The following is a 25,236-nucleotide window of genomic DNA, read 5'->3' on the forward strand; positions in this document are numbered from 1 at the left end:
TTCGTGCTGAGGGGGGTGGAGTGGAGAACGCGCTGCCTGAGCGCCGCCGAGCCGGGACCGGTCAGGTCCGCAGCACCTGGAGGGCGTACAGGTCGGGGCCGCGCGCGAGCGCCGAGGGAGGCCGGATCCCCGCCGCCGGCCCGGGACGCACGGCGGCCGCGGGCACCGCGCCCGCCATCAGGACCGCGGGCGGCGCCGGGGGCAGCAGCCCGGGGAGAACGTGCGAGAGCGGGGAGCAGCCGGGCCGGTCGTACGGCGCCACGCAGACGGCGCGCTGCGCGCCGGGAGCATGGACGCCGGGAGCGTGCGCGGCGTGCCCGGCCCGCGGAACCGTCCGTACGGCGGCCGGATCCCCGGCCCAGGCCGCCCGGCACAGGAACGCCGTGCCGGCCAGCACCCCGAAGGCCATCAGGAGGACGGCACGCCGAAGCAGCGGACGTCTCCGACGTCCCTGCTCGTCATGCGCATGGCCCCCCATGGGCGCCGATGGTAATGCTCATGACGGGCCCAAGGTCAGTGCGGGGGTGCCACCGGCTTTCCGGGGTGCGTAATCTGGCGGAAACCACCGCTGGCGATACTGGGGCGGCCCGACTGTGCCCACGCCCCCGCGGCAGTGGTGCACAGGCCGCCTGAACTGCGAGGATGAAGCTATGGACAAGCAGCAGGAATTCGTCCTCCGGACGCTCGAGGAGCGCGACATCCGCTTCGTGCGCCTGTGGTTCACCGACGTACTGGGCTTCCTGAAGTCCGTAGCGGTCGCGCCGGCGGAGCTGGAGCAGGCCTTTGACGAGGGCATCGGGTTCGACGGCTCGGCGATCGAGGGGTTCGCGCGGGTCTACGAGTCCGACATGATCGCCAAGCCGGACCCGAGCACCTTCCAGATACTGCCGTGGCGCGCGGAGGCCCCCGGAACGGCGCGGATGTTCTGCGACATCCTGATGCCGGACGGCTCGCCCTCCTACGCGGACCCGCGGTACGTCCTCAAGCGGATCCTGAACAAGACCTCCGACCTGGGCTTCACCTTCTACACCCACCCGGAGATCGAGTTCTTCCTGCTGAAGGACAAGCCGCTGGACGGCACCCGGCCCACCCCGGCCGACAACTCCGGCTACTTCGACCACACCCCGCAGAACGTCGGCATGGACTTCCGCCGTCAGGCGATCACGATGCTCGAATCCATGGGCATCTCGGTCGAGTTCAGCCACCACGAGGGCGCCCCCGGCCAGCAGGAGATCGACCTGCGCTACGCCGACGCGCTCTCGACGGCCGACAACATCATGACCTTCCGCCTGGTCATGAAGCAGGTCGCCCTGGAACAGGGCGTCCAGGCCACCTTCATGCCGAAGCCCTTCTCGGAGTACCCCGGTTCGGGCATGCACACCCACCTCTCCCTCTTCGAGGGCGACCGCAACGCCTTCTACGAGTCGGGCGCCGAGTACCAGCTCTCCAAGGTCGGCCGCTCCTTCATCGCGGGCCTGCTCAAGCACGCGGCGGAAACCGCCGCCGTGACCAACCAGTGGGTCAACTCCTACAAGCGCATCTGGGGCGGCTCCTCGCGCACCGCCGGCTCCGGCGGCGAGGCCCCCTCGTACATCTGCTGGGGCCACAACAACCGCTCGGCCCTGATCCGCGTCCCGATGTACAAGCCGGGCAAGACGGGCTCCTCCCGCGTGGAGGTCCGCTCGATCGACTCGGGCGCCAACCCGTACCTCACCTACGCCGTCCTCCTGGCCGCGGGCCTCAAGGGCATCGAGGAGGGCTACGAACTCCCGGCCGGCGCCGACGACGACGTCTGGGCCCTCTCCGACGCGGAACGCCGCGCGATGGGCATCGAACCCCTCCCGCAGAACCTCGGCGAGGCCATCGCCCTGATGGAACGCAGCGAACTGGTCGCCGAAACCCTCGGCGAGCACGTCTTCGACTTCTTCCTGCGCAACAAGAAGCAGGAGTGGGAGGAGTACCGGAGCGAGGTCACGGCCTTCGAACTCCGCAAGATGATGCCGGTCCTGTAACCGCATCTCAGCAGCACTGTCGGAGTTTTCCGACATTCAGGGCCGGTGGTCGATGACCACCGGCCCTGAGCCGTCTCCGTCTGACAGGTGGCGGTCTACGCGGTGAGGAGCGGGTCGCCGTAGTGTTCGACCTCGGGGAACGGGGCGTAGAAGTGGTGGAGCAGGGCTTTCCATTGGGCGTACTCGGGCGAGTGGCGGAAGCCCTCGGTGTGGTCGGCCAGGGTGTCCCAGGTCACCTGGAGGAGGAAGCGTGATCCGCGTCCCTCGTCCAGGCAGCGGCGGAGCTCCAGGGAGCGGAAGCCCTTCTGTACCGAGATCAGTGGTCTGGCTTTCGTGAACGCGGCGAGGAACTCGTCCTCCAGGCCGGGCCGGACGTCGAGCAGCGCACTCTCCAAGATCATGGGCCGCATCCTAGTCAGCGGCCCGACGGGCCGACCCGCTACGCCTGCGGTACCGCTCGGTGCCACGTGGTGCGGGTCGGGGTGGGATCGGCCGTGGTGACGTGGAGTTCGGCGTCCAGGCCCAGGACCGCGATGGTCGTGGCGCCGCCCGGTTCCTGGATGCCGGCCGGGGCGCCCGCGTAGAGCATGCGGGACTCCGTCCACGCCGGGGGGCCGCCGAGGCCCGTCGTGCTGATGGTGCCCGAGTCGGCGCGGCCCGACAGGACGCGGCCCGCCACGCCCACCGCGCCGTAGCCCGCCCGGCCGCCGGCCTCCGTGACGCTGGAGACCGCCGGCTTCGCGGCGTCGGCAGCCGCCGTGACCAGGGCGGTGCGGACGACCCCCGAGTCGGGGCGCCGGAAGTAGAGGCGGATGCCCGCCGCCTCCGGGGTGGCGGTGAGGGGGACGGTGGTGGCCGGGAGCCCGGTCGGGAAGGGGCCGGCCAGCGGGGCGCCCGGGGCGGGCTGGATCCAGACCAGGACCGACTGGGTGGTGGCGGCGTAGACGTGGCGGCGCCCGGCGGAGTCGGTGGCCGCGACCGGGTCGGACTGGAGGTCGGCGCCCCCCAGGTGCTGCCAGCCGCCGAAGGCGCCCGAGGGCTCCTGGGTACGGGCGAGCAGGGCGCGCCGGGAGTCGCGGACGTACACCGTGAGCCGCCCGTCCGGGTCGGAGACGGCCGAGGGCGCGCTGATCGAGGAGGTGCCGGGCTCGTCGCCGGGCTCCGGGGTGCCGAGGGAGACCCACGCCCCGAAGGGACCGCCTGGCACGGACTGGGCGGCGTAGACGATCTCGCGCCGGTACTCCTCCGGCCGGTCGCCGAAGACGGTGCGGGTCGCGAGGACGGCGACGCGCCCGTCGGGGAGGCGGGCGGTGCTCGCGCCGGGGTCGATGCCGGTGCCCGGCAGCAGGACCGGGCCCTGCCAGGCGGCGCCGGGGCCGGTGCCGGCCCCGCGGTTCCAGACGGCCATCTGGCCGTCGAGGACGGCGAAGGCGTACAGCCGGCCGGTCGTGCCCTGCACCAGCCAGGAGGAGTGGTCGCCGCGCGCGTACCGCAGCGACTGGGCCCAGTTGCGGCCGCTCGGGCTGCCCGCCACCTTGCGGTCGCCGCAGCCGGAGCGCGAGCCGCAGTAGTTCTGCTTGTCGTGCCACGCGTACGTCTTCAGGAAGCCGATCTTCGTCTCGGCCGTCTGCGGGTCCAGCGTGTGCGGCAGGGTGCTGTTGTGGTAGCCGAGGTAGCTCTGCACGGTGAAGCGGGGCCGCTGCCCGACCGGGACCCGCGCGGCGTACGAGGCGGCCCCGGCCTGCGCGAACCGCGCCGCGTACATGTGGTCCTGATGGTCGGTGAGCCGGCCGGAGTCGAGGTAGCGGCCCGGCGACGGGTCCTGCATGCGTATCGTCGTCGGCTTGTACCGCTCCAGGATCCCCGATATCGCGGCTATCACCTGGTCCTTGGTGTACGTGGGCGGCTGCGCGACCGGAGTGCCCGCGCTGAGCTGCGGGGTGAGCGCCGGTATCCGGCCGTTCCACAGCCCGCGCAGGCTGTCCGGGGTGTCGGAGACGGGGGCCCGGGCCTCGCGCATCTGCAGCCAGACCAGGTTGACCTCGGGCTTCGCGATGAGGACGTCGAGCTCGGCGTCCCCGCCGCCCGCGGTGCCGATGACCGTACGGCGCCACGGGCTGGTGCGGTCGCCGGTGGCCATCTGCGCGTAGGCGGAGCGTATGCCGTTCTGCCGGGCTTCCGCGTAGTGCCCGCGGTCGGCGGGCTGCTCCGGGTCCTTGGCCGCGCCGCCGTGGGCCTCGTTGCGGCCGTCGGCCTCGCCGGAGGTGAGGTAGAGGGTGGTGAGCGGAGTGCCGGACAGCAGGGAGCGGCTGACGTCCGGGTTCATGAAGAACAGGTCGTCGTCCGGGTGGGCGACGATCTGGACGACCGACCCGGCGGTGGCGCTCACCGGGAGGACGGCCGAGGAATCGGATCCCGGGACGGCCTCGGCCGCGGTCTGCTGGCCGGAGGCGACGGCGAGCGCGCCGGTGACCCCGATGGTCAGCATCGGGACCACGGTCGCGAGGAGGAAACGTCGACGGGATACGGGCATCGGCTACGCCTTGGGGTCGTTCCGGCAGGAAGAACCGCGTGAAGCTGTCGGTCAGTCAGTGAGAGTTCATTCCGGGCAAGTTGGTTCACCCTGTTCGCCGATGACTTCAGATGTGTGGAAATGACCGCCGGAGTGCGCCCCTTGTGGGCGTTTCGCACGTGTCCGCCGTCACAGTGCGCGCGCCCACCAAAAAACGCCCCCGTGGGGGGCGTTGATGGGGTGCGCGCAGACCGCGCGGAAACCGCGTGCAGACCTACCGGCCGGTCAGGGCGAGCCGTTCGGCGGTCCCGCCGGCTGCCACGGAGCCAGGTGCGCGTTCGGGTCGTCCGCCGACGAGGTCACGTACAGGCGCCCGTCCAGCCCCATGACCGCCAGGTCCACCGTGCTCTTGCCGTTCATCGTCGAGGAGGGCGCCCCGACGAACATCAGCGGCGACCGCGCCCACGGCCTGCCCCGGCCGACGTCGGAGCCCAGCTGCCCGCCCGCCGAGCGCCCGGCCAGCAGATGGCCGCTCGCCGTCACCGAGCCGAAGCCCGACAGCCCGCCCACGTCGGTGGGTCCGGTCATCTTCAGCCCGCCGTCACCCGTGAACGATGCCGTACCGACCGCGCCCGAATCCGGCTTGCGGAACCACAGCCGTACGCCGTCCTCCCGGCTCTGCGCCGTGATCGGCAGCGCCGGCGCCGGCAGCCCGGTCGCGGTGGCGGGGCCGAGCGGTGCGCCGGCCTTCGGCTGGGCCCAGCCCAGCACGCTCTTGGTGGTCGCGGCCAGGACGATGCGCCGGCCGCCCGCGTCGGTCGCGGCGGCCGGGCTGCCGTGCAGGTCCGAGCCGCCGTACTGCTCCCACGGCCCCCAGGCGCCGGTCGGCGACTGCACCCGCCCCCGCAGGGTGTACGCACCGTCGCGCACGTAGACGGCGAGCTGCCCGGAGCCGTCGACGGCCACCGCGGGCGCGCTGATGTCGGAGGTCCAGTTCTCGTCGGCGGTCTCCGGCGTGCCGAGGACCGTCCACTCCCCGAACTCCTGCGAGCCGGGCGCCCGCTGCACGGTGTAGACGACCTCGCGCCGGTAGTCGGCGGGCTTGGCGCCGAAGGAGGTCCGGGTGCCGAAGGCGGCGATCCGGCCGTCGGCCAGCGTCACGGTGGAGATGCCCTGGTCCATGACGGTGCCGTCGGCGCCGGGGAGCAGCCGGGGGCCGCTCCAGCCGCCGAGCAGGCCGTCGCGGCGCCAGAGGGCGAGCTGCCCGTCGAGCACCTTGAACGCCCACAGGCCGTGCTCCTTGTCGGAGGTCAGCCACGAGGTGGCGGTCCCGCGGGCGTAGTTGATGGAGGAGGTCCAGCGGTTGCCGGCCGGGTGGTCGGCGACCTTCAGGTCCCCGCAGCCGGCGGCGCTGCCGCAGTGGTTCGTCCGGTCCGTCCACGCGTACGTGTCCAGGATGTCCAGCTTGGACTTGGCCTCGTCCGGGTCCAGGGCGCTGGGGAGCGAGCCGTTGAAGTAGCCGAGGTAGTTCTGCACGGAGAAGTGCGGACGGTCCTTGACCTCCTTCGCGTAGGCGCCGAGCGCGACCTGCACGAAGCGGGCGCCGTAGAAATGGTCCTGGTGGTCCGTGTAGTGCTTGCTGTCGGGGAACCGGCCGGGCGTCGGGTCCTGGGAGCGGACGGTGGTCGGCCCGTACTGCTTCAGGAAACCGACGAGGGTCCGTACGACCTGGTCCTTCGTGTACGTGAACTGCTGCTTGACCGGGGACCCGGAGGCGAGCATCGACTCCAGCCGGGGGACCTTGCCGTCCCAGAGGCCGTGCAGGCTGTCGGGCCGGTCCGCCCAGACGTTGCCGGCCTCGCGCAACTGCAGCCAGACGAGGTTGACCTGCGGCTTCGCCGTGAGGACGTCGACCTCGGCGTGGCCGCCGCCCGCGGTCGGCACGACGGTGCGCCGCCAGGGGCTGTCCCGGTCGCCGGTGGCCATCTTCGCGTAGGCGGCGCGGATGCCGTTCTGGCGGGCCTCGGCGTAGGCGGGCTTGTCGGGCGGGGTGGCGGCCACCTGGGCTTCGCCCGCGTTGATGCCGTCGGCCTCGCCGGAGGTGAGGTACACCGAGGTGACGGGATGGCCCGCCGCTATGGAATAGCGCAGGTCCGGGTTCATGAAGTAGAGGTCGTCGTCGGGGTGCGCCACGATCTGCAGCACCCGGCCCGGGTCCGCGGGGGCCGCCGGGTCGGCGGTCGCGGAGGCGGCGGAGGCGGCGCCCACCGCTTTGCCGTCGGCGGCGGCGGGGCGGTCGAGCGCGTCGAGCGCCTCGTTCCCCCGCAGCAGCAGCATCCCCCCGGCGGCGGCCGCCGCACAGAACCCGACGGCCTTGACGACCCGCCCCCGCCGCCTGCGGGCCACCGCGCGGGCCCGCCGCGTACGGACACGGGCGCGGGCGGGACCTTCGGCCCGGCCGCCCGGGAGGCCGTCGCCCGGGCCGCCGGCCGGCCCGGCGGCCGGATGGCCGGAGGAGGGCCCCTCGGCCGGGAGTTCGGGGTCGGGCATGGGGGGTCCTCCTGGCCGGTCGGCGGGGAGCGGGCCCCATTGCGCGACAAGTCTGCCAAAAATCTGACAAACAGTCCCATCGGGCATGCGGTGAGTCGAACGACTGCTCCGGCTAGGCTCTCCCCGGGCGGAAGCGCGGCCCTGCCGACGGCGACACCCGCCGGAGGCGAGCCACACCCCGCGCAACCGCCCGGCCAGGGCAGAGGCAGAGGCAGAGGCAGGCCGACGTACGCGGGAGGCGGCGGGATGACAGTCCCGGGACGCAGGAGCAGTACCTTCAGCCGGCTGCTGCGCAGCGGGTTCACCGACCCCTCGGCCGCCGCCCGGCTGCTCGACACCGACGCGCTGGCCGCCGTACGCACCGACCCGGTGCTCCTCGACGCCCTCGGGGCCACCGCCGATCCCGACCTCGCCCTCCTCGGGCTGGTCCGGATCGCCGAGGCGCAGACCCCCGAGGAACTGCCCGGCCTCCTCGACACCCTCGTCAGTGCCAAACCCCTGCGCGACCGCCTCCTCGGCGTGCTCGGCGCCTCCGAAGCCCTCGGCGACCACCTCGCCCGCCACCCCCGCGACTGGCAGGCCCTGGTCACCTACGAGGCCGCCGATCTGCACCCCGGGCTACCCGAGTTCGAGCAGGGCCTGGCCGGCGCCCACGACCCCGTCGCCCTGCGCGTGGCCTACCGCCGCTGCTTGCTCTCCATCGCCGCCCGCGACGTCTGCGGGACCATAGACGTAGCCCAGACCGCAGCCGAACTCGCCGACCTGGCCACCGCCACCCTGCGCGCCGCCCTGCGCATCGCGAGCGCCGCCGCCCCCGAGGACGCGGCCGTCTGCCGGCTCGCCGTCATCGCCATGGGCAAGTGCGGCGGCAACGAGCTGAACTACGTCTCCGACGTGGACGTCATCTTCGTCGGCGACGCGGCCCCGGGCGCGGACGAGGGCAAGGCGATCCAGGCCGCCACCCGCCTCGCCTCCCACCTCATGCGGATCTGCTCCGAGACCACCGTCGAAGGCACCATCTGGCCCGTCGACGCCAACCTCCGCCCCGAGGGCAGAAACGGTCCGCTGGTCCGCACCCTCTCCTCCCACCTCGCCTACTACCAGCGCTGGGCCAAGACCTGGGAGTTCCAGGCCCTCCTCAAGGCCCGCGCCGTCGCGGGCGACGAGGCGCTCGGCGCCGAGTACATCGACGCCATAACTCCCCTCGTCTGGCAGGCCGCCGAGCGCGAGAACTTCGTCCCCGACGTCCAGAAGATGCGCCGCCGCGTCGTCGACAACATCCCCGCCGCCCAGGTCGAACGCGAGCTGAAGCTCGGCCCCGGCGGCCTGCGCGACGTCGAGTTCGCCGTCCAGCTCCTCCAGCTCGTGCACGGCCGCTCCGACGCCACCCTGCACTCCGGCACCACCCTCGACGCGCTCACCGCCCTCGCCGCCGGCGGGTACGTCGGGCGCGCCGACGCCGCCCAACTGCACGACGCGTACCGCTTCCTGCGCGCCATGGAACACCGCATCCAGCTCTACCGGCTGCGCCGCACCCACCTCGTCCCCGAGGACGAGGCCGACCTGCGGCGCCTGGGCCGCTCGCTGGGCCTGCGCACCGAACCCGTCGCCGAACTCAACAAGGCCTGGCGCCGGCACGCCTCCGTGGTCCGCCGCCTGCACGAGAAGATCTTCTACCGGCCGCTCCTCGACGCCGTGGCCCAGCTCGCCCCCGGCGAGACCCGGCTCTCCCCGCGCGCCGCCGGCCAGCGCCTCGAAGCCCTCGGGTACGCCGATCCGGCCGCCGCCCTGCGCCACCTCGAAGCCCTCGCCTCCGGCGTCACCCGCGCCGCCGCCATCCAGCGCACCCTGCTGCCGGTGCTCCTCGGCTGGTTCGCCGACTCCGCCGACCCGGACGCGGGCCTGCTGAACTTCCGCAAGGTCTCCGACGCCCTCGGCAGGACCCCCTGGTACCTGCGCCTCCTGCGCGACGAGGGCGCCGCCGCGGAGAACCTCGCCCGGGTGCTCTCCGCCGGACGACTCGCCCCCGACCTCCTCATGCGCGCTCCCGAAGCGGTGGCCCTGCTGGGCGACCCCGAAGGCCTGGTTCCCCGTACCCACGAGGCCCTGGAGCAGGAGGTCCTCGCCGCCGTCGGCCGCGCCGAGAACCCGGAAGCCGGGGTGGCCGCCGCCCGCGGAGTCCGCCGCCGCGAGCTGTTCCGTACGACCGCCGCCGACATCATCGGCTCCTACGGTACGGAGGACAGTCCGGCCGAGGAGGACCACGGAGCCCTGGTCGACCGGGTCGGCCGCGCCGTCTCCGAACTCACCGCCGCCACCGTCGCCGGCGCCCTGCGCGCCGCCGTGCAGGGCCACTGGGGCGACACCCTGCCCACCCGCTTCGCGGTCATCGGCGTCGGCCGGTTCGGCGGCCACGAGCTCGGCTACGGCTCCGACGCCGACGTCCTGTTCGTCCACGAGCCGCGCGAGGGCGTCGACGAACAGGAAGCCGCCAAGGCCGCCCAGCACGTCGTCTCCGAGATGCGCAGGCTCCTCCAACTCCCCACCGCAGACCCGCCGCTGCTCATCGACGCCGACCTGCGCCCCGAAGGCCGCTCCGGCCCCCTGGTCCGCACCCTGCCCTCGTACGCCGCCTACTACCGCCGCTGGTCCCTGACCTGGGAGTCCCAGGCCCTGCTGCGCGCCGAACCGGTGGCCGGCGACCTCGACCTCGGCCGGCGCTTCATCGACCTGATCGACCCGCTGCGCTACCCGATGGAAGGCCTCGGCGAGGACGCCGTCCGCGAGATCCGGCGCCTGAAGGCCCGGATGGAATCCGAACGCCTGCCCAGGGGCGCCGACCCGACCCTGCACACCAAACTCGGCCGCGGCGGCCTCAGCGACGTCGAGTGGACCGTCCAGCTGATCCAGATGCGGCACGCCTGGGCGGAACCGGGCCTGCGCACGACCCGGACCCGGGAGGCCCTGGCCGCCGCGCACGCGGCCGGTCTGATCCCGACCGAGGAGGCGCAGATCCTCGACGAGGCCTGGGTGCTGGCCACCCGGGTCCGCAACGCCGTGATGCTGGTCCGCGGCCGCGCGGGCGACACCTTCCCCTCGGAGGCCCGCGAACTGGCGGCGGTCGGCCGCTACCTCGGCTACGCGGAGGGCACGGTCGGCGACATGCTGGAGGACTACCGCCGCATCACCCGCCGCGCGCGGGGCGTGGTGGACGAGCTGTTCTACGGGGGGTAGTGCGCCCGGCCCTCCCTCGGCGAGGACGCCGAAGACCCGCCCGCCGGTGACCACGCAGTCCGGCGGGCGGGCCGTGCATCCCGCGGCCTACGTGTGGGGGAGGGCGAAGTTGAACCCCTGGGCGCTGTGTGCGCCGCCCGAGGCGCAGGCGCCGTCGGTGGGGTAGCCCCAGAAGAACATGGCGTAGCACTTCTGGCAGAACCGCCAGTTCCGCTGCCGGGTGGGGGTTTCCGAAATGTCGTGGGGGAGGACGAAGTTGAACCCCTGGGCGCTGTGCGCCCCGCCCGCCGGGCAGACCCCGTCGGTGGGGTAGCCCCAGAAGAACATCGAGTAGCACTTCTGGCAGAACCGCCAGTTCCGCTGCGCGGTGGAGGTTTCGGCGACGTCGTGGGGGAGGACGAAGTTGTAGCCCTGGGCGCTGTGCGCGCCCCCGGCCGGGCAGACCCCGTCGGTGGGGTAGCCCCAGAAGAACATCGAGTAACACTTCTGACAGAACCGCCAGTTGCTCTGATCGCCCTGTGCTCCGGTGGGGGCGGCCGTGGCGGACGAGGTTCCCGCCAGGGTTCCGGCGGCCGCGACGGCGATGATGCCCGCCCCCGCACCGGCCGCGCGGCCGAGGAACGCGCGCCGGCTGGATGCTCCCGAATGACCGTTCTCCAAGCCCATGATGGCCTCTTCGTCGAGTTCAGTGGAATGTCCGGGTGGTGCTGCGAGACCAGATGCTGTCGGGGTGCTGACAGACCGTCAAGAGAGTGATTCGGGTCCCCGTGGCCCGATTTCGGCCCGGATCGTCTTCATCGGGGGCGCAGCGGCCGCGGCCCCCGCCGCCCGGGCGGGCTTCGTCCGCTACACCGCGGGCCGACTCGGCGCCCCGTCGCGCAGCTCCAGCCGGTCGCCCGGGAAGGCGGCGCGGAAGCGGGGGTCGTGGGAGACCGCGACCACCGCTCCGGGGTAGCCCGCGAGTGCCTGCTCGACCTCCTCGACCAGCGCCAGCGACACGTGGTTGGTCGGCTCGTCGAGGACGAGGACATCGGCGGGCCGGGTCACCAGGCGGGCCAGTTCGAGGCGCCGCCGCTGCCCGGCGGACAGGGCGGCGACCGGCACCGAGAGGTCCTCCTCGTGGAACAGCCCGAGCGTCAGCAGTTCCTCCGCGTGCTCCTCGGGCAGTCCGGGCAGGCCCGCCGCGAAGGCGGACAGCAGCGGGAGCCGGACGGGGGAGTGGGGCAACTCCTGTGCCAGGTAGCCGAGCCGTACGTGCTCCGCGCGGCGCACCGTGCCCGTGTCCGGGGCCAGGTCGCCGGCCAGGACCCGCAGCAGGGTGGTCTTCCCGGCCCCGTTCGGCCCCGACACCAGCAGCCGCTGCCCGGGCTGCACGGTCAGCGCGGGGAGCCGGAGCCGGTCGCCGACCCGGATCCCGGTGAGTTCGAGCAGCGGTCCTTCGGGGGCGGTACCGGGAGCGGCGATCCCCGCTTCGAAGCGCAGCGGCACCGGCGGCGGCGCCACCGGCTCGGCCCGGAGCCGTTCCAGATGCCGGCGGGCCGCCCTGACCTGCCCGGACAGCTTGGCCTCGGAGGAGCGGCGGTGCTTGCCGAAGCCCTGCCCCGGGTCCTTGCCGGTGCGGTCGAGCCGCTGGCCCGCCGCGGCGACCAGGGTCTCGGTGCGGGCCAGGTCCTCCCGCCACTCCGCGTGCCGCTGCGCCCAGCGGCCGCGCGCGGCGGCCTTCGCCGCCAGGTATCCCGCCCAGCCGTCCCCGTACCGCACGACCGTGCGCAGGTCCCGGTCGACCTCCAGGACCGTGCTGGTGATCCGTTCCAGGAAGTCCCGGTCGTGGGTGACGACGACGAGCGTGCCGCGGTGGGTGCGCAGCCGTTCCGCGAGCCAGTCGACGGCCCGCCGGTCCAGGTGGTTGGTGGGCTCGTCCAGGAGCAGGAGTTCGGGAGCGGCGGCCAGGACGCAGGCCAGCGCGAGCCGGGAAGCCTCGCCGCCGGAGAGCGAGCCGATGGTGCGGTCCCGGGTGAGGTGGGCGAGGCCGAGCCCGTGCAGTGCGGTGTCGGTGCGGGCGTCGGCCTGGTAGCCGCCGCGCTCCTCGTAGGCGGTCAGGAGTTCGCCGTACGCGTCGAGGGCGACGGGGTCGGCTCCGCCGCCGGAGCCGAGGGCGGTCTCGGCGGCGCGGATCCGGTCCGCCAGCTCCCGCAGGTCGGCGAGGGCGAGGTCGACGGCGTCCTGGACGGTGTGCCCGGGCGCGAGGTCGAGGGTCTGGGCGAGGTGTCCGGCGCCGCCGGGGAAGACGGCGGTGACCTCGCCGCCGTCGGGCCGCTCGGCCCCGGCGAGCAGCCGGAGCAGGGTGGACTTGCCGGAGCCGTTCTCGCCGATGACGGCGGCCTTCTCGCCGGGCCGTACGGTCAGCGACACCTGGTCGAGCACGACCCGGTCGCCGTAGGCCTTGGTGACTCCGGACAGCGTCAGCTGGGACTGGGCCCGGGACTGGGACGGGTGATGGGCGCGCGAGCGCATGGGGGATCCCCTCGGGGTACTCGTACTGGTTCTGCCGCGTTTTCGGCGTTCTCCTTCTGGATGCGGGCAGCGCGGGCGCGCGGCGCGGGGGCCATGCCCCTCACGCCGCGTCCGCGCCGCCGATCAGCGGAAGAAGTAGTACGAGTACGAACCCATGGGGCCAGGGTAACGCGAGGCGAGTCGTTGCGTCTCGCGAGTTTCGGCGGTGTCCGGACCGCCCTCAGGCGGCGCTGCCCACCGAGGCCACGGCCTCCGCGACCGTCAGCGCCATCGGCGTCGTGGGGCGGCCGATCAGGCGGGACAGGTCGCCGGAGGTGCCGGCCAGGCGGCCGCGCTCGATGGCGAGGTCCACGTCGACCAGGATCTCCGCGAAGGGGGCGGGAACCCCCGCACCGGTCAGGACGGAGAGGTGGGCCTCGGGGGTCACGGCGTTGTACGCGATCTCCCGCCCGGTGGCCTCCGCCACCGCCGCCGCGTACTCCGCGAAGGACCACGCCACGTCGCCGCTCAGCTCGTACGCCCGGCCGAGGTGGCCCTCCCCGGTCACCACGGCGGCCGCGGCCGCCGCGTAGTCGGCGCGTGCCGCCGAGGCCACCCGGCCCTCGCCCGCGTTGGAGAGGACGGCCCCGTGCGCGAGCACCGGCGCGAGGTTGCCCGTGTGGTTCTCGGTGTACCAGCCGTTGCGCAGGAAGGTGTGGGGCAGACCCGAGGCGAGGATCAGCTCCTCGGTCGCCCGGTGCTCGGCGGCGAGGTCGAAGTCCGCCTCCGGCCCGCCCAGGATGCCGGTGTACGCGAACTGCGCCACCCCGGCCTCCTTCGCCGCGTCGATCACGGCGGAGTGCTGGGGCACCCGCTGTCCGACCGCGTTGCCGGAGATCATCAGGACCCGGTCACCGGACCGGAAGGCCCCGGCGAGCGTCTCGGGCACGTCGTAGTCGGCGATGCGCAGGTCGATGCCCCGGGCGGCGAGCGGGGCGGCCTTCTCCTTGTCGCGGACGACGGCGGCGATCTCGGCGGCGGGGACGCCGCGGTCGAGCAGCTCGTCGATGACGAGACGGCCGAGGGCTCCGGTGGCTCCGGTGACGACGATGCTCATGGCGGTTCACTCACTCCTGGGCTGGGTCTTGCTCCCGTTGTCCGGGCTGTGCACTCACCGTACGGCTGGCACTAACCAAACGACAGTACCCACTTTGAAGTAAGGTACTGGCATGGGAGTAAGTGAGATGCGCGAGAAGTGGACCCAGGCCGAGGCCATGTGCCCGCACCGGCTCGTCCTGGAGCACGTCACCAGCCGCTGGGGCGTCCTCGTCCTGGACGCCCTGCTCGACCGCTCGTACCGCTTCAGCGAACTGCGCCGGCACGTCGGAACGGTCGCCAAGGTCAGCGAGAAGATGCTGACGCAGACCCTCCAGACGCTGGAGCGCGACGGCTTCGTGCACCGTGATGCCAAGCCCGTCATCCCGCCCCGCGTCGACTACTCGCTGACCCCGCTGGGGCGCGAGGCCGCCGAGCGGGTCCGGGCCCTCGCCCACTGGACGGGTCTGCGCATGGACGACGTGGAGAAGGCCCGCGCGGCCTACGACGAGACGAAGCAGCGGCAGGCGGCGGCCGCCGCCGCGAACTAGCCGCCGCCAACTAGCGGACCTCAGGCCCCGATGCGCACCAGCGCGAGCGTGATGTTGTCGGGGCCTCCGGCCTCGATGGCGGCCTTCCACAGCTCGAACGCGGCCTTGCCGTCGTCGTGCACCCGCAGCACCTCGTCGATGGCCTCGTCGGGCACCGGGTCGGTCAGCCCGTCGGTGCACACCAGGTACCGGTCGCCCGTGGAGAGCGGGAAGGCCGCCACGTGCGGGGTGAGGACGTGCTCGGCGCGGCTCCCGCCGAGGGTCTGCGTCACGGCCGAGGTGGTGCGCTGCCCCGGCGGAAGCGGCGGGCTGTCGTCCACGCTGACCTGGCGGAGCCCGTCATCGGCCACCCGGTACACCTTGCTGTCGCCGACGTTGAACGACAGCAGCGACTCCGGCAGGACCAGGGTGCCGGCGACCGTGGTCCCCATGGAGGTCAGCTCCGGACGGCCTTCGGTGGCGGAGTGCACCGCGCGGTTGCAGAGGTTCAGCGCGTCCTCGATCGCCTCGGCCCCTTCCAGGGTCGGGCCGAGGAGCGCGAGTTCCCGTACGACCAGCTCGCTGGCGACCTCGCCCGCCGGCTGCCCGCCGAGGCCGTCGGCCACCGCGACGACCAGCGGTCTGCCGAGGGGGAACAGCAGCGTCTGGGGGCTCCGGGTCGTGGTCCCGCACAGCGTCCACGGCCCGATGACCAGGCTGTCCTCGTTGTGCTCGCGGACCAGCCCGACATGACTCAGGGCCGTCACGGCTATGTACGCCACCACGCCACCATTGTCCCGCCGCCGGGCGCGCGGCGCGTGTCCGGCGGCTCCGGTGGCCGGTGCCGCGTCAGTACTGCGTACCCGTGGCCGCGAAGGGGCCGGTCGCGGGGGCCACGCACTTGTCCGTGACGGGCTCCTCGCCGCCCACCGCACCCTGGAGGCAGAGCCGTCCGCCGTTCTCGCGCAGGTCGAGGGAGAAGTGCGTGGTCGCACCGGACTGCTTGAGGTCGTGGATGCGGTCGTCGGGGTAGCCGAGGGCGGTCAGGGCCGCCCTGACCTTGGCCGGGGTGGGCTCCGCGATCTTCTCGATGCCCAGGTAGACGTACGACTCGTGCTGGACGCCCGCGCACCAGTCGCGCGTGTCCAGGTCCACCATCGGACCCGTCGTGGGCATGGCCGGCACGACCGTGCCCGCCGGGGCCTCCTCGCCCGGCGGCGCCGGCCGCGGGCTCGGCGGCTGTTCCATGGGGGTGCCCGGTGCGGGGCAGATCTGCGCGATCTCCTTCTGGAGCCCCGCCAGGGCCGGCGAGGACAGGCTTCCCATGGGCTTCGCGGCCGCTGCCGCCGTCGCCGCTGTCGGCGTGGCGGGCGCGGCGGGCTCACCGCCGCCCGTCGCCTTCGCGGTGCCGCAGGCGCCGAGTGCCAGCACCGCGAGGGCCGTCAGGGCCAGGGTGAGCCGCGGCCGGCGCGAGGAGCGGGCGAACGTGCCGGTGGAGCCGTGGGTTCGGGTCATGCGCCCAGTTTCTGATCATGCCGAGCCCGGCGCGTGAGTACGCGTACTCACCTGGCCGGGGCGTACCTGCTCAACCCGCGTCAGGCTCCCCGGCCGCCTCCGCCCCGCCGCGCAGGTCCCGCGCGTACGCCAGGAACGCCGACAGGCCCACCTCGAAGGCGGCCTCCGCGCGCCCGGAGCCCTGGGCGGCCAGGGCCCGCGCGAGCAGCGGGGTGCCCGGGGTCGGCTCCCACATGGCATCCGGGGCCGCGAGGTCGAGGGCCGAGCCCAGGACCAGGTTCTCCAGGCCCGTGAGCAGCGGCATCACCTCCTCGGTGGCGAAGCCGGCCCGCAGCAGGAGGGCCACCGCCCGTTCGTACTGCGCGAGCACCGCGGGCGCCCGTACCGGGGTGGTCATCAGCAGCGGGATGGCCCGCGGATAGGCGGCGAAGGCGGCCCGGTACGACCGGGCCCAGGCCTCCAGCGCCCGGTCCCAGGGCTCCGGCGAGGACAGCGTGCCGCCGTCGATCCCGGCGCACACCCGCTCGCGGATCAGCTCGATGACCCCCGCCCGGCCGTCCACGTGGTGATACAGCGACCCGGTTTGTACCCCGAGCGCCCGGGCGATCTGCGGGACGCTGAACTCGCCCTGCTCGGCAAGCAGTTGCAGGGCGGCAGCGCCGATCCGCTCCCGGTCCAGCAGTGGGGTGCGCGGCCGCGCCATCGTATTTCTCCCGCCGTCAGGTCTTCCCGTACGCCAAAACCGGAGGCTACATTGCCGAAAACCGAAAACCTTTAGGTTTTCTCTTCCCTGCCACCTGCCGTTCGCAGAAGGGTGCTCCCGCATGCCCGAAACGCCAGAGCCGCCGAGTAGCGGAACCGACCTGCGCCGCGGCGCCCTCGGCACCGCCGACATCTCCTTCTTCGTCGTCTCCGCCGCCGCCCCGCTCACCGTCATGGCCGGCGTCGCCCCCGTCGCGATCCTGCTCGGCGGCGTCGGCGCCCCCGCCGGCTACCTCCTCGCCGGACTCACCCTCGCGATCTTCGCCGTCGGCTTCACCACCATGAGCCGCCACGTCCGCAGCGGCGGCGCCTTCTACGCCTACATCGCCCGCGGCCTCGGCAAGCGCGTCGGCATCGGCGCCGCCCTGCTCGCCCTCATCGGCTACAACGGCATGGAGATCGGCGTCTACGGACTCCTCGGCACCACCACCGCCGACACCGGGCACGCCCTCGCCGGCCTCGACATCCCCTGGCTGCCCGTCTCCCTCGCCGGCCTCCTCCTCATCTGGTACGGCGGCTTCCGCTCCATCGACTTCGGCGCCAAGCTGCTCGGCATCCTGCTCGTCGCCGAGACCGGGATCCTCGTCCTGCTCGCGGGCGGCGTGCTCATCGAGGGCGGCGCCCACGGCCTCTCGGCCGGCTCCTTCGCCCCCGGCGCGGTGCTCGTCCCCGGCACCGCGGCCGTCCTGGCCTTCGCCTTCGCCGCGTTCACCGGCTTCGAGTCCACCGTCATCTACCGCCGCGAGGCCCGCGACCCCGACCGGACCATCCCGCGCGCCACCTACATCGCCGTCGCCTTCCTCGGCCTCTTCTACGCCTTCATCGTCTGGACCGTTATCCAGGCCTTCGGCTCCGAGGAAGTCCTCGCCGCGGCCGCCGCGGACCCCGCAGGCCTCTTCTTCACCGCCATCACCACCTACGTGGGCCCCTGGGCGGCCGACCTGATGCACGTCTTCATCGTCACCAGCGTCATCGCCTCCCTCCTCGCCTTCCACAACGCCATCAACCGGTACGCGCTCGCCCTCGCCGAGGAAGGCGTTTTGCCCGCCGCCCTCGGCCGGATCCACCCGCGCCACGGCTCCCCGTACGTCGCCGGCGCGGCGCAGACCGCCCTCGGCGCCGTCGTCGTCCTCGGCTTCGCCCTCGCCGGAGCCGACCCGTACCAGCAGCTCCTGCTCTGGGTGAACACCCCGGGCATGATCGGCCTCATGGCCCTGATGCTGCTCGCCGCCATCGCCGTACCCGTCTACTTCCGCCGCGTCCGGCACGAGGAGGGGCCCTGGCGGACCCTGATCGCGCCCGTCGCCGCCGCCGTGCTGCTGGCCGTGGCGATCTGCCTCGTCATCTCCAAGGTGGCCCTCTTCACCATGGCCTCCACCACCGTCAACACCCTCCTCGTGGCCCTCGTCCCCGCCGTCTTCCTCGCCGGGCTCGCCCTCGCCCAGCGCCTGAAGACCCGCCGACCCGAGGTCTACGCACGGTTCGCGGAGGAGCCGGCCGGGGCAGAGGAACCCGCGGTGCCCGCAGCAGCCGCAGCATCCGCAGCGCACGGGGAGCCCGCCGCGCCCGTAGCGTCCCCGTAGCCCGCAGTACTCGTACAGCCCGACCAGCCCGACCAGCCCGAACCCCCGCAAGGAGCAGAGCCGTGCCCGCTGCCGACACCGTCCTCACCGGAGCCCGCGTCCGCACCCTCGACCCCGCCCGCCCCGAGGCCCGCGCGGTGGCCGTCCTCGGCGGCGAGATCGTCGCCGTCGGAGACGAGGCCGACGTCCGCGACTGGCGCGGCCCCGGCACCGAGACCGTCGACCTCGGCGGCGCCACCCTCACCCCCGGCCTCACCGACGCCCACAGCCACCCCGTCTGGGGCATCGAGATGGCGACCGGTACGGACCTCTCCGCCGTCACCGACCTCGACCAGCTCCGCGCCGCCCTGCGCACCGCCGACCGGGGCCCCGGCGGCTGGGTCACCGGCTTCGGCCTCGACCACAACGCCTTCGGCGGCCGTCCCGTCGACAAGGCCCTGATCGAGGAGGCCCTCGCCGGAGCCCCCGCCTTCCTGCGCCTCTACGACGGCCACTCCGCGCTCGCCTCCGGCGCGGCCCTGGCCGCCGCCGGGATCACCGGCCCGCGCGCCTTCGCCCAGCGCTCCGAGATCGTCTGCGACCCCGACGGGCGGCCCACCGGCCACCTCGTCGAGCACGCCGCGATGGACCTGGTCGGCTCGCTCGCGCCGAAGCCCACGTACACCGAGCGCCGGGAGCGCCTCACCGGGCTGCTCTCCGACATGGCCGCCACCGGTCTGACCGGCGCACACGTCATGGACCTCGGCGACGGGGACGTACCCGCCCTGCTCGCGACCGCCGAGTACGAGGGCGATCTCCCGCTGCGGCTGAACCTCTCGCCCTGGTGCATGCCCGGAGCCACCGGCGAGGACCTGGACGAGCTGATCGAGCTCCAGCGGCTCCTGGGCCGCCACTGGAAGGTCGGCGGGGTCAAGTTCTTCATGGACGGCACCGTGGAGGGCGGCACCGCCTGGCTGGAGCACGCCGACTGCCACGGCCGGGGCACCGACGCCTTCTGGCCCGACCCGCAGGCCTACGCCGAGGCGGTACGGGTCCTCGACGCGGCCGGGGTGCGCACCGCGACCCACGCCATCGGCGACGCGGCGGTCCGGCACGTCCTGGACACCGTGGAGTCACTGGGCCCGCGGGGCCGGATGCGGCACCGGATCGAGCACATCGAGACGGTCCCCGACGGCCAGCTGAAGCGGTTCGCGGAGCTCGGGGTGATCGCCTCGATGCAGCCGCCGCACACCGCGTACACCCGGGCCGACCACAGCGACGAGTGGTCCAAGCGGCTGGGGGAGGAGCGGGCCGGTCGTGCCTGGCGCTGCCGGGACCTGCGGGAGGCCGGCGCGGTGCTCGCGCTGGGCTCGGACTGGCCCATCGCCCACTACGACGCCCGCCAGGTCCTGGCCACCGCCCGCGACCCGCGCGGCGCGGCCTCGGCCGGTACGGGGGCCTGGACCGGGGCGGCCCTGAGCGGGCTGATGGCCCTGGAGGGGATGACCTCGCACGCGGCGCTGGCGGCGGGGGAGGAAGCGGTGGCGGGGCGGATCGCGGCCGGTTTCCGGGCCGATCTGACCGCCTTCGGCCTGGACCCGGTGGACGCTCCGGCGGACGAGCTGGCCGGGGCACCGGTCCGGCTCACCATGTCGGGAGGCCGGATCACCCACCGGGAGGGGTGAGCGGAGCCGGGGCTCAGCGCTGGAAGCGGGCCAGCGCCGGATGGTTCAGGACGGCCGCCGCCACCGGGTGGCGGCCGGTCTCCTCGGGCCGGCGCGGCAGCCGGTGCGGGAGCGATCCGTACCAGGCGCGGGAGACGGCGTAGCCGAAGGCCAGGCAGAGCATGCCGCCGACGGCGTCGAGCCAGAAGTGGTTGGCGGTGGACACGATCACGACCAGGGTCGCCGTCGGGTAGAGCAGGCCCAGGATCCGGGCCCAGGGGGCGGAGGCGACCGCGAAGATCGTCAGCCCGCACCAGAGCGACCACCCTATGTGCATGGACGGCATGGCCGCGTACTGGTTCGACATGTGCTTGAGGTTGCCCGAGGCCATGGAGCCCCAGGTGTGGTGGACCAGCACGGTGTCGATGAAGTTCTGCCCGTTCATCAGCCGGGGCGGCGCGAGCGGGTAGAAGTAGTAGCCGACCAGGGCCACGCCCGTGGTGGCGAAGAGGACGAGCCGCGTCGCCGCGTAACGCCCGGGATGAAAACGGTAGATCCAGACCAGCACGCCGATGGTCATGACGAAGTGGAGGGTGGCGTAGTAGTAGTTCATGCCCACCACGAGCCAGGTCACCGAATCGACGGCGTGGTTGATCCTCTCCTCGACGGCGATGCCGAGCGTCTGCTCCACCTTCCAGATCCAGTCGGCGTTCGCGAGCGCGGCCGCCTTCTGCTCGGGCACGGCGTTGCGGATCAGCGAGTACGTCCAGTAGCTGACCGCGATCAGCAGGACCTCGAACCAGATCCGGGGTCGCCGGGGGACGCGCAGCCTGGAGAGCAGTGCACGCTCGGACGACTCCGGGCGGTCCTGGCTCTCGGTCACGGGGGGTGACGAGACGTCCGTCCGGGTATCCAGTGTCTTCACGCTCGCTTCACCCATAGGAAAAGAGTCTGCCAGATGCGGACTCGCCTTCGATCATCCCTTGGGACGGTCTTGGCCGCAGCCCCTCAGCCTCGGGGACGAGCGGAGGCCTTGCGTCCCTAGGGGAATCGGCAGGGGCGCGCCTCAGGGGCGTGCGGGTCCGCGCGCGGGTCCGCGGCCCTGCTGGGGGCCCGAGGCGGTCGAGCCGCGGACGACCAGTTCGGGGAGGAACACGAACTCGCTGTGCGGGGCCGGCGTACCGCCGATCTCCTCCAGCAGGGTCCGCACCGCGGCCTGGCCCATGGCCTGCACGGGCTGGCGGATGGTGGTCAGCGGCGGATCCGTGAACGCTATGAGCGGGGAGTCGTCGAAGCCGACCACCGACACGTCCTGCGGGACCTTGAGCCCCTGCTGCCGGGCCGCCCGGATCGCGCCGAGCGCCATCATGTCGCTCGCGCACACCACCGCCGTGCAGCCGCGCGCGATCAGCGCCGCCGCGGCGGCCTGGCCGCCCTCCAGCGTGTAGAGGGAGTGCTGGATCAGCTCCTCGATCTCGTCCTCGCCGAGTCCGAGCCGTTCCTTCATGCCCAGCCGGAAGCCCTCGATCTTGCGGACCACCGGCACGAACCGCTTGGGTCCGACGGCCAGCCCGATCCGGGTGTGCCCGAGCGCGGTCAGGTGGGTCACCGCGAGCTGCATCGCGGCCCGGTCGTCGGGGGAGACGAAGGGGGCCTGCACCTTGTCGGAGAAACCGTTGATGAGGACGTACGGGACGCCCTGCCCGCGGAGTTGGTCGTAGCGGCCCATGTCGGCCGTGGTGTCCGCGTGCAGCCCGGAGACGAAGATGATCCCGGAGACCCCGCGTTCGACGAGCATCTCCACGAGCTCGTCCTCGGTGGACCCGCCGGGCGTCTGCGTGGCCAGCACCGGGGTGTAGCCCTGCCGGGTCAGCGCCTGGCCGATGACCTGGGCCAGCGCCGGGAAGATGGGGTTGTCGAGCTCGGGGGTTATCAGGCCGACGAGTCCCGCGCTGCGCTGGCGCAGCCGTACGGGGCGTTCGTAGCCGAGCACGTCGAGGGCGGCCAGCACGGATTCGCGGGTGCCTGCGGCCACACCGGGCTTGCCGTTGAGCACGCGGCTGACTGTGGCTTCGCTGACCCCCGCCTGGGCTGCGATGTCGGCTAGCCGTGCGGTCACGGGATTGGACTGTACCGGTCGGACGTTCACAATGACCACCACGTGCACGAATCCGGGGGAAGCCGGACGGTGCGGCCGTCCGTCTCCACCGGGGCACTGGACAGGACGGGCCGTCCGGGCGAGGGCATCTCGAGCGGGACCGGGCGGGTGTTGAGCGTGCACGCGAAGCCGGGGCGGGTGAAGAGCAGCACCCCTTCGGGCGCGGGCAGCCACTGCATCCCGGACTCCGCGGCCCCGGCCCCGGCTGAGGCCCCGGCCCCGTCCGTTTCCGGGAGCCCCGCCTCCGGCGCCCCGAGGCCCGGCATCGCACGGCGCAGTTCCAGGGCGGCGCGGTAGAGCTCCAGGGTGGAGTGGGGGTCGCCGGTCTGCGCGGCGACGCTGAGCCCGCCCCAGCCGGCCGGCTGCGGGAGCCAGCTCCCGGCGGGCCCGAAATCGTAGGGGGGCTCCTCCCCGGACCACGGGATCGGTACCCGGCAGCCGTCGCGCAGCCCGTCCTGCCCGGCGCCGCGGGCGAAGGCCGGGTCCCGGCGGGCGCTGTCCGGGAGGTCGGTCACCTCGGGGAGGCCGAGCTCCTCGCCCTGGTAGACGTACGCCGATCCGGGCAGGGCCAGCATCAGCAGCGCGGCCGCCCGCGCCCGGGCCAGGCTGCCGTAGCGGGTGCGGTGCCGTACGACGTCGTGGTTGGACAGCACCCAGGTCGTCGGGGCGCCGACCGAGGCGGTGGCGGCGAGGGACTCGTCGATGACGGTGCGCAGCGCGGTGGTGTCCCAGGGGCAGTTCAGGAAGCGGAAGTTGAAGGCCTGGTGCAGTTCGTCGGGGCGGACGTAGAGCGCGAGCCGCTCGGAGGTGGGCGCCCAGGCCTCGGCGACGCCGATGCGCGGGACCTCGTAGGAATCGAGCAGCCGCCGCCAGGAGCGGTGGATCGCGTGGACGCCGTCCTGGTCGAAGAAGGGGAGCGGCTCGATGCCGATGAGGGTGGCCTGCGCGCCACGGCCGATGTCCGGCAGTCCCGGGGCCTTGACCATGCCGTGGGCCACGTCCACCCGGAACCCGTCGACGCCGAGGTCGAGCCAGAACCGCAGGACGGCGGAGAACTCCTCGGCGACCTCCGGGTTCTCCCAGTTCAGGTCGGGCTGCTCGGGGGCGAAGAGGTGCAGGTACCAGGCGCCGTCCGGGGTCCGGCTCCAGGCGGGCCCGCCGAAGACCGACTCCCAGTCGTTGGGCGGGAGCTCCCCGCAGGGCCCCCGGCCGGGGTGGAAGTGGTAGCGGTCGCGGGCTCCCGGCTCCCCGGCCAGCGCCTCCCGGAACCAGGCGTGCTGCTCGGAGGTGTGGTTCGGGACCACGTCCACGATCACGCGCAGCCCCAGCGCGTGCGCGGCGCGGATGAGGTCGTCGGCGTCGGAGAGGTCCCCGAAGAGCGGGTCGACGGCCCGGTAGTCGGCGACGTCGTAGCCGCCGTCCGCCTGGGGGGAGACGTAGAAGGGGGTCAGCCACACCGCGTCGACCCCGAGGCGGGCCAGGTGGGGCAGGCGCTCGCGGACCCCGCGCAGGTCCCCGATGCCGTCGCCGTCGCTGTCCGCGAAGGAGCGGACGTACACCTGGTAGATGACGGCATCGCGCCACCAGCCGCCGCTCGCGGTGGCGTTGCTGGAAGCGCTTGCAAGCCGGGAGGCGGTCAACTCGTGGGTCATATCGGGTCAACGCGCGTACGCACCCCCTGGTTGCGGGCCCGGACAGTCGAAGAGGGTTCGAACTAACAGCAAGCTGCGGCAACCGTACGGACACACGGATGTAACGATCACCCCTTCTTGCAGAAAGTTCCCGCAAGGTCTTTCGGTCGGCTTTCAGGCTTGTTACGTTCTCGGCAACTCGGAACCGCGAGGCGCGGCCGGGATCATCGAAGGAGTTCATATGCGGCGTGGCATAGCGGCCACCGCGCTGGTCGCGGCTCTGGCGCTCGCGGCGACGGCTTGCGGCGGTGACACCAAGGACGGCAGCGACGGCGCCAAGGCCGACGGGGAGCTCTCCGGCACGGTCACGTGGTGGGACACCTCGAACGACGCCGAGAAGGCGTCCTTCCAGAAGATCGCCGAGGCGTTCACCGCCAAGCACCCCAAGGTGACCGTCAAGTACGTCAACGTCCCGTACGGCGACGCGCAGAACAAGGTCAAGAACGCCTTCAGCAGCGGCTCCGAGGCCCCCGACGTGATCCGCGCCGACGTGGGCTGGGTCGCAGACTTCGCCTCCCTCGGCTACCTCGCCGAGGTTCCGGCCGACACGGCCAAGAAGATCGACACCGAGTTCCTGCCCCAGGCCGCGGCCAGCGGCAAGTACGAGGGCAAGACCTACGGCGTCCCGCAGGTCATCGACACCATGGGCCTCTTCTACAACAAGAAGATGCTCGCCGACGCCGGCGTCGAGCCCCCCAAGACGCTGGAAGAGGTGAAGACCGCCGCCGCGGCCATCAAGGCCAAGACCGGCAAGGCCGGCCTCTACCTGCGCGGCGACGACTCCTACTGGTTCCTCCCCCTCATCTACGGAGAGGGCGGCGACCTCGTCGACGCGAAGACCAAGACGGTCACCGTCGACAACGCCGCGGGCGTCAAGGCCTTCAAGGCCGCCCGCGACCTGGTCACCTCGGGTGCGGCGATCACCAACGCCACCGACGGCTGGACCAACATGCAGACCGCCTTCAAGACGGGCGAGGCCGCGATGATGATCAACGGCCCCTGGGCCGTGGCCGACACCTACGCGGGCGACCAGTTCAAGGACAAGGCCAACCTCGGCATCGCCGCCGTCCCGGCCGGCTCCGTCAAGGCGGGCGCCCCGCAGGGCGGCCACGACCTCGCCGTGTACGCGGGCTCCAAGAACATCGCCGCCGCGAACGCCTTCGTCGACTACATGACCTCGCAGGAGGTGCAGGTCCAGTCCGCGAAGGAGCTGAGCCTGCTCCCGACCCGGACGGCCGCCTACGAGCAGCCCGAGGTCAAGTCCAGCGAGATGGTGCAGTTCTTCAAGCCGGCCGTGGACAAGGCCGTCGAGCGCGCCTGGATCCCGGAGAACGGATCGCTCTTCGAGCCGCTCAAGGTCGAATACACCAAGGCGATCACCGGGGCATCGAGCCCGGAGGACGCGGCCAAGGCCGCCGGCGCCGAATTCCGCAAGATCCTCAAGGGCTGGAAGTAACG

General features: G+C 73.0%; 19 protein-coding genes. 6 read left to right on the plus strand and 13 right to left on the minus strand.

The window, feature by feature from the left end; all coding sequences use genetic code 11:
* Nucleotides 1–61: 61 nt before the first annotated feature.
* A complete protein-coding gene (locus ACFRU2_RS13990) occupies nt 62–409 on the minus strand; it encodes a hypothetical protein (protein WP_382971693.1) in 348 nt (115 codons plus the stop codon).
* Between the two features lie 241 nt (nt 410–650).
* On the opposite strand from ACFRU2_RS13990, the gene glnA reads away from it, so the two are divergent.
* Nucleotides 651–2,012 (plus strand): type I glutamate--ammonia ligase, encoded by a 1,362-nt coding sequence (gene glnA / locus ACFRU2_RS13995; protein WP_243329674.1) that lies wholly within the window; start codon nt 651–653, stop codon nt 2,010–2,012.
* Nucleotides 2,013–2,107: 95 nt separating this feature from the next.
* Here the strand turns inward: glnA and ACFRU2_RS14000 are convergent, their stop codons facing one another.
* The 3 genes from ACFRU2_RS14000 to ACFRU2_RS14010 all read right to left on the minus strand — a co-directional run bounded on the left by ACFRU2_RS14000 (nt 2,108) and on the right by ACFRU2_RS14010 (nt 7,074).
* Nucleotides 2,108–2,413: an antibiotic biosynthesis monooxygenase family protein gene (locus ACFRU2_RS14000; protein WP_382971696.1), complete on the minus strand. Its 306-nt coding sequence runs from the start codon at nt 2,411–2,413 to the stop codon at nt 2,108–2,110.
* Between the two features lie 38 nt (nt 2,414–2,451).
* Complete coding sequence (locus ACFRU2_RS14005) at nt 2,452–4,545, minus strand: PIG-L family deacetylase (protein ID WP_382971698.1); 2,094 nt, start codon at nt 4,543–4,545, stop codon at nt 2,452–2,454.
* Between the two features lie 264 nt (nt 4,546–4,809).
* Nucleotides 4,810–7,074 (minus strand): PIG-L family deacetylase, encoded by a 2,265-nt coding sequence (locus ACFRU2_RS14010; RefSeq protein ID WP_382971700.1) that lies wholly within the window; start codon nt 7,072–7,074, stop codon nt 4,810–4,812.
* Between the two features lie 246 nt (nt 7,075–7,320).
* Here ACFRU2_RS14010 and ACFRU2_RS14015 point away from each other — a divergent pair, with 246 nt between their 5' ends.
* Nucleotides 7,321–10,308 carry a bifunctional [glutamine synthetase] adenylyltransferase/[glutamine synthetase]-adenylyl-L-tyrosine phosphorylase gene (locus ACFRU2_RS14015; RefSeq protein ID WP_382971702.1) on the plus strand — a complete coding sequence of 996 codons (2,988 nt, stop codon included), beginning with the start codon at nt 7,321–7,323 and terminating at the stop codon, nt 10,306–10,308.
* 87 nt (nt 10,309–10,395) lie between these two features.
* On the opposite strand, the gene ACFRU2_RS14020 is transcribed toward ACFRU2_RS14015, so the two are convergent.
* The 3 genes from ACFRU2_RS14020 to ACFRU2_RS14030 all read right to left on the minus strand — a co-directional run bounded on the left by ACFRU2_RS14020 (nt 10,396) and on the right by ACFRU2_RS14030 (nt 13,918).
* Nucleotides 10,396–10,974, minus strand: coding sequence for a hypothetical protein (locus ACFRU2_RS14020; protein ID WP_382971704.1), 579 nt, complete (start codon nt 10,972–10,974; stop codon nt 10,396–10,398).
* A gap of 180 nt (nt 10,975–11,154) precedes the next feature.
* Complete coding sequence (gene abc-f / locus ACFRU2_RS14025; protein ID WP_382971706.1) at nt 11,155–12,822, minus strand: ribosomal protection-like ABC-F family protein; 1,668 nt, start codon at nt 12,820–12,822, stop codon at nt 11,155–11,157.
* A gap of 220 nt (nt 12,823–13,042) precedes the next feature.
* On the minus strand, nt 13,043–13,918 hold the full coding sequence (locus ACFRU2_RS14030) for an SDR family oxidoreductase (RefSeq protein WP_382971708.1): 876 nt from the start codon (nt 13,916–13,918) through the stop codon (nt 13,043–13,045).
* A 112-nt stretch (nt 13,919–14,030) separates the two neighbouring features.
* Here ACFRU2_RS14030 and ACFRU2_RS14035 point away from each other — a divergent pair, with 112 nt between their 5' ends.
* Complete coding sequence (locus tag ACFRU2_RS14035; RefSeq protein WP_382971710.1) at nt 14,031–14,447, plus strand: winged helix-turn-helix transcriptional regulator; 417 nt, start codon at nt 14,031–14,033, stop codon at nt 14,445–14,447.
* Nucleotides 14,448–14,467: 20 nt separating this feature from the next.
* On the opposite strand, the gene ACFRU2_RS14040 is transcribed toward ACFRU2_RS14035, so the two are convergent.
* From ACFRU2_RS14040 to ACFRU2_RS14050, 3 genes are all read right to left on the minus strand, one after another.
* The gene (locus tag ACFRU2_RS14040) at nt 14,468–15,208 is read right to left on the minus strand and encodes a PP2C family serine/threonine-protein phosphatase (protein ID WP_250743621.1); all 741 of its coding nucleotides are present in this window, start codon (nt 15,206–15,208) and stop codon (nt 14,468–14,470) included.
* A gap of 67 nt (nt 15,209–15,275) precedes the next feature.
* Entirely contained in the window at nt 15,276–15,941 is a 666-nt protein-coding gene (locus ACFRU2_RS14045) for a hypothetical protein (RefSeq protein WP_382971712.1), read from the minus strand.
* Nucleotides 15,942–16,011: 70 nt separating this feature from the next.
* On the minus strand, nt 16,012–16,644 hold the full coding sequence (locus ACFRU2_RS14050) for a TetR/AcrR family transcriptional regulator C-terminal domain-containing protein (RefSeq protein ID WP_382971714.1): 633 nt from the start codon (nt 16,642–16,644) through the stop codon (nt 16,012–16,014).
* A gap of 121 nt (nt 16,645–16,765) precedes the next feature.
* On the opposite strand from ACFRU2_RS14050, the gene ACFRU2_RS14055 reads away from it, so the two are divergent.
* Together ACFRU2_RS14055 and ACFRU2_RS14060 are read left to right on the plus strand one after the other, a co-directional pair.
* The gene (locus ACFRU2_RS14055) at nt 16,766–18,286 is read left to right on the plus strand and encodes an APC family permease (protein ID WP_382971716.1); all 1,521 of its coding nucleotides are present in this window, start codon (nt 16,766–16,768) and stop codon (nt 18,284–18,286) included.
* Nucleotides 18,287–18,348: 62 nt separating this feature from the next.
* Nucleotides 18,349–19,950, plus strand: a complete 1,602-nt coding sequence (locus tag ACFRU2_RS14060) for an amidohydrolase (RefSeq protein WP_382971718.1) — start codon at nt 18,349–18,351, stop codon at nt 19,948–19,950.
* A gap of 13 nt (nt 19,951–19,963) precedes the next feature.
* On the opposite strand, the gene ACFRU2_RS14065 is transcribed toward ACFRU2_RS14060, so the two are convergent.
* The 3 genes from ACFRU2_RS14065 to ACFRU2_RS14075 form a co-directional block, all read right to left on the minus strand.
* The gene (locus tag ACFRU2_RS14065; RefSeq protein ID WP_382971720.1) at nt 19,964–20,869 is read right to left on the minus strand and encodes a phosphatase PAP2 family protein; all 906 of its coding nucleotides are present in this window, start codon (nt 20,867–20,869) and stop codon (nt 19,964–19,966) included.
* A 126-nt stretch (nt 20,870–20,995) separates the two neighbouring features.
* Entirely contained in the window at nt 20,996–22,048 is a 1,053-nt protein-coding gene (locus ACFRU2_RS14070) for a LacI family DNA-binding transcriptional regulator (RefSeq protein ID WP_382971722.1), read from the minus strand.
* 26 nt (nt 22,049–22,074) lie between these two features.
* Nucleotides 22,075–23,739 carry a glycoside hydrolase family 13 protein gene (locus tag ACFRU2_RS14075; protein WP_382971724.1) on the minus strand — a complete coding sequence of 555 codons (1,665 nt, stop codon included), beginning with the start codon at nt 23,737–23,739 and terminating at the stop codon, nt 22,075–22,077.
* A 220-nt stretch (nt 23,740–23,959) separates the two neighbouring features.
* On the opposite strand from ACFRU2_RS14075, the gene ACFRU2_RS14080 reads away from it, so the two are divergent.
* On the plus strand, nt 23,960–25,234 hold the full coding sequence (locus tag ACFRU2_RS14080; RefSeq protein WP_382971726.1) for an extracellular solute-binding protein: 1,275 nt from the start codon (nt 23,960–23,962) through the stop codon (nt 25,232–25,234).
* Nucleotides 25,235–25,236: the final 2 nt, after the last annotated feature.

It is taken from the genome of Streptomyces sp. NPDC056883 (assembly GCF_042788835.1).
In the GTDB taxonomy this organism is placed as follows: Bacteria; Actinomycetota; Actinomycetes; order Streptomycetales; family Streptomycetaceae; genus Streptomyces; species Streptomyces stoeckheimensis.

Coding starts and splice junctions, on each gene's coding strand:
- ACFRU2_RS14020 (WP_382971704.1), bottom strand. CDS start 10,974: ATGGGCTTGGAGAACGGTCATTCGGGAGCATCCAGCCGGCGCGCGTTC.
- ACFRU2_RS14055 (WP_382971716.1), top strand. CDS start 16,766: ATGCCCGAAACGCCAGAGCCGCCGAGTAGCGGAACCGACCTGCGCCGC.
- ACFRU2_RS14065 (WP_382971720.1), bottom strand. CDS start 20,869: ATGGGTGAAGCGAGCGTGAAGACACTGGATACCCGGACGGACGTCTCG.
- ACFRU2_RS14080 (WP_382971726.1), top strand. CDS start 23,960: ATGCGGCGTGGCATAGCGGCCACCGCGCTGGTCGCGGCTCTGGCGCTC.
- glnA (WP_243329674.1), top strand. CDS start 651: ATGGACAAGCAGCAGGAATTCGTCCTCCGGACGCTCGAGGAGCGCGAC.
- ACFRU2_RS14035 (WP_382971710.1), top strand. CDS start 14,031: ATGGGAGTAAGTGAGATGCGCGAGAAGTGGACCCAGGCCGAGGCCATG.
- ACFRU2_RS14000 (WP_382971696.1), bottom strand. CDS start 2,413: ATGATCTTGGAGAGTGCGCTGCTCGACGTCCGGCCCGGCCTGGAGGAC.
- ACFRU2_RS13990 (WP_382971693.1), bottom strand. CDS start 409: ATGGCCTTCGGGGTGCTGGCCGGCACGGCGTTCCTGTGCCGGGCGGCC.
- ACFRU2_RS14045 (WP_382971712.1), bottom strand. CDS start 15,941: ATGACCCGAACCCACGGCTCCACCGGCACGTTCGCCCGCTCCTCGCGC.
- ACFRU2_RS14050 (WP_382971714.1), bottom strand. CDS start 16,644: ATGGCGCGGCCGCGCACCCCACTGCTGGACCGGGAGCGGATCGGCGCT.
- ACFRU2_RS14005 (WP_382971698.1), bottom strand. CDS start 4,545: ATGCCCGTATCCCGTCGACGTTTCCTCCTCGCGACCGTGGTCCCGATG.
- ACFRU2_RS14075 (WP_382971724.1), bottom strand. CDS start 23,739: ATGACCCACGAGTTGACCGCCTCCCGGCTTGCAAGCGCTTCCAGCAAC.
- ACFRU2_RS14010 (WP_382971700.1), bottom strand. CDS start 7,074: ATGCCCGACCCCGAACTCCCGGCCGAGGGGCCCTCCTCCGGCCATCCG.
- ACFRU2_RS14030 (WP_382971708.1), bottom strand. CDS start 13,918: ATGAGCATCGTCGTCACCGGAGCCACCGGAGCCCTCGGCCGTCTCGTC.
- abc-f (WP_382971706.1), bottom strand. CDS start 12,822: ATGCGCTCGCGCGCCCATCACCCGTCCCAGTCCCGGGCCCAGTCCCAG.
- ACFRU2_RS14015 (WP_382971702.1), top strand. CDS start 7,321: ATGACAGTCCCGGGACGCAGGAGCAGTACCTTCAGCCGGCTGCTGCGC.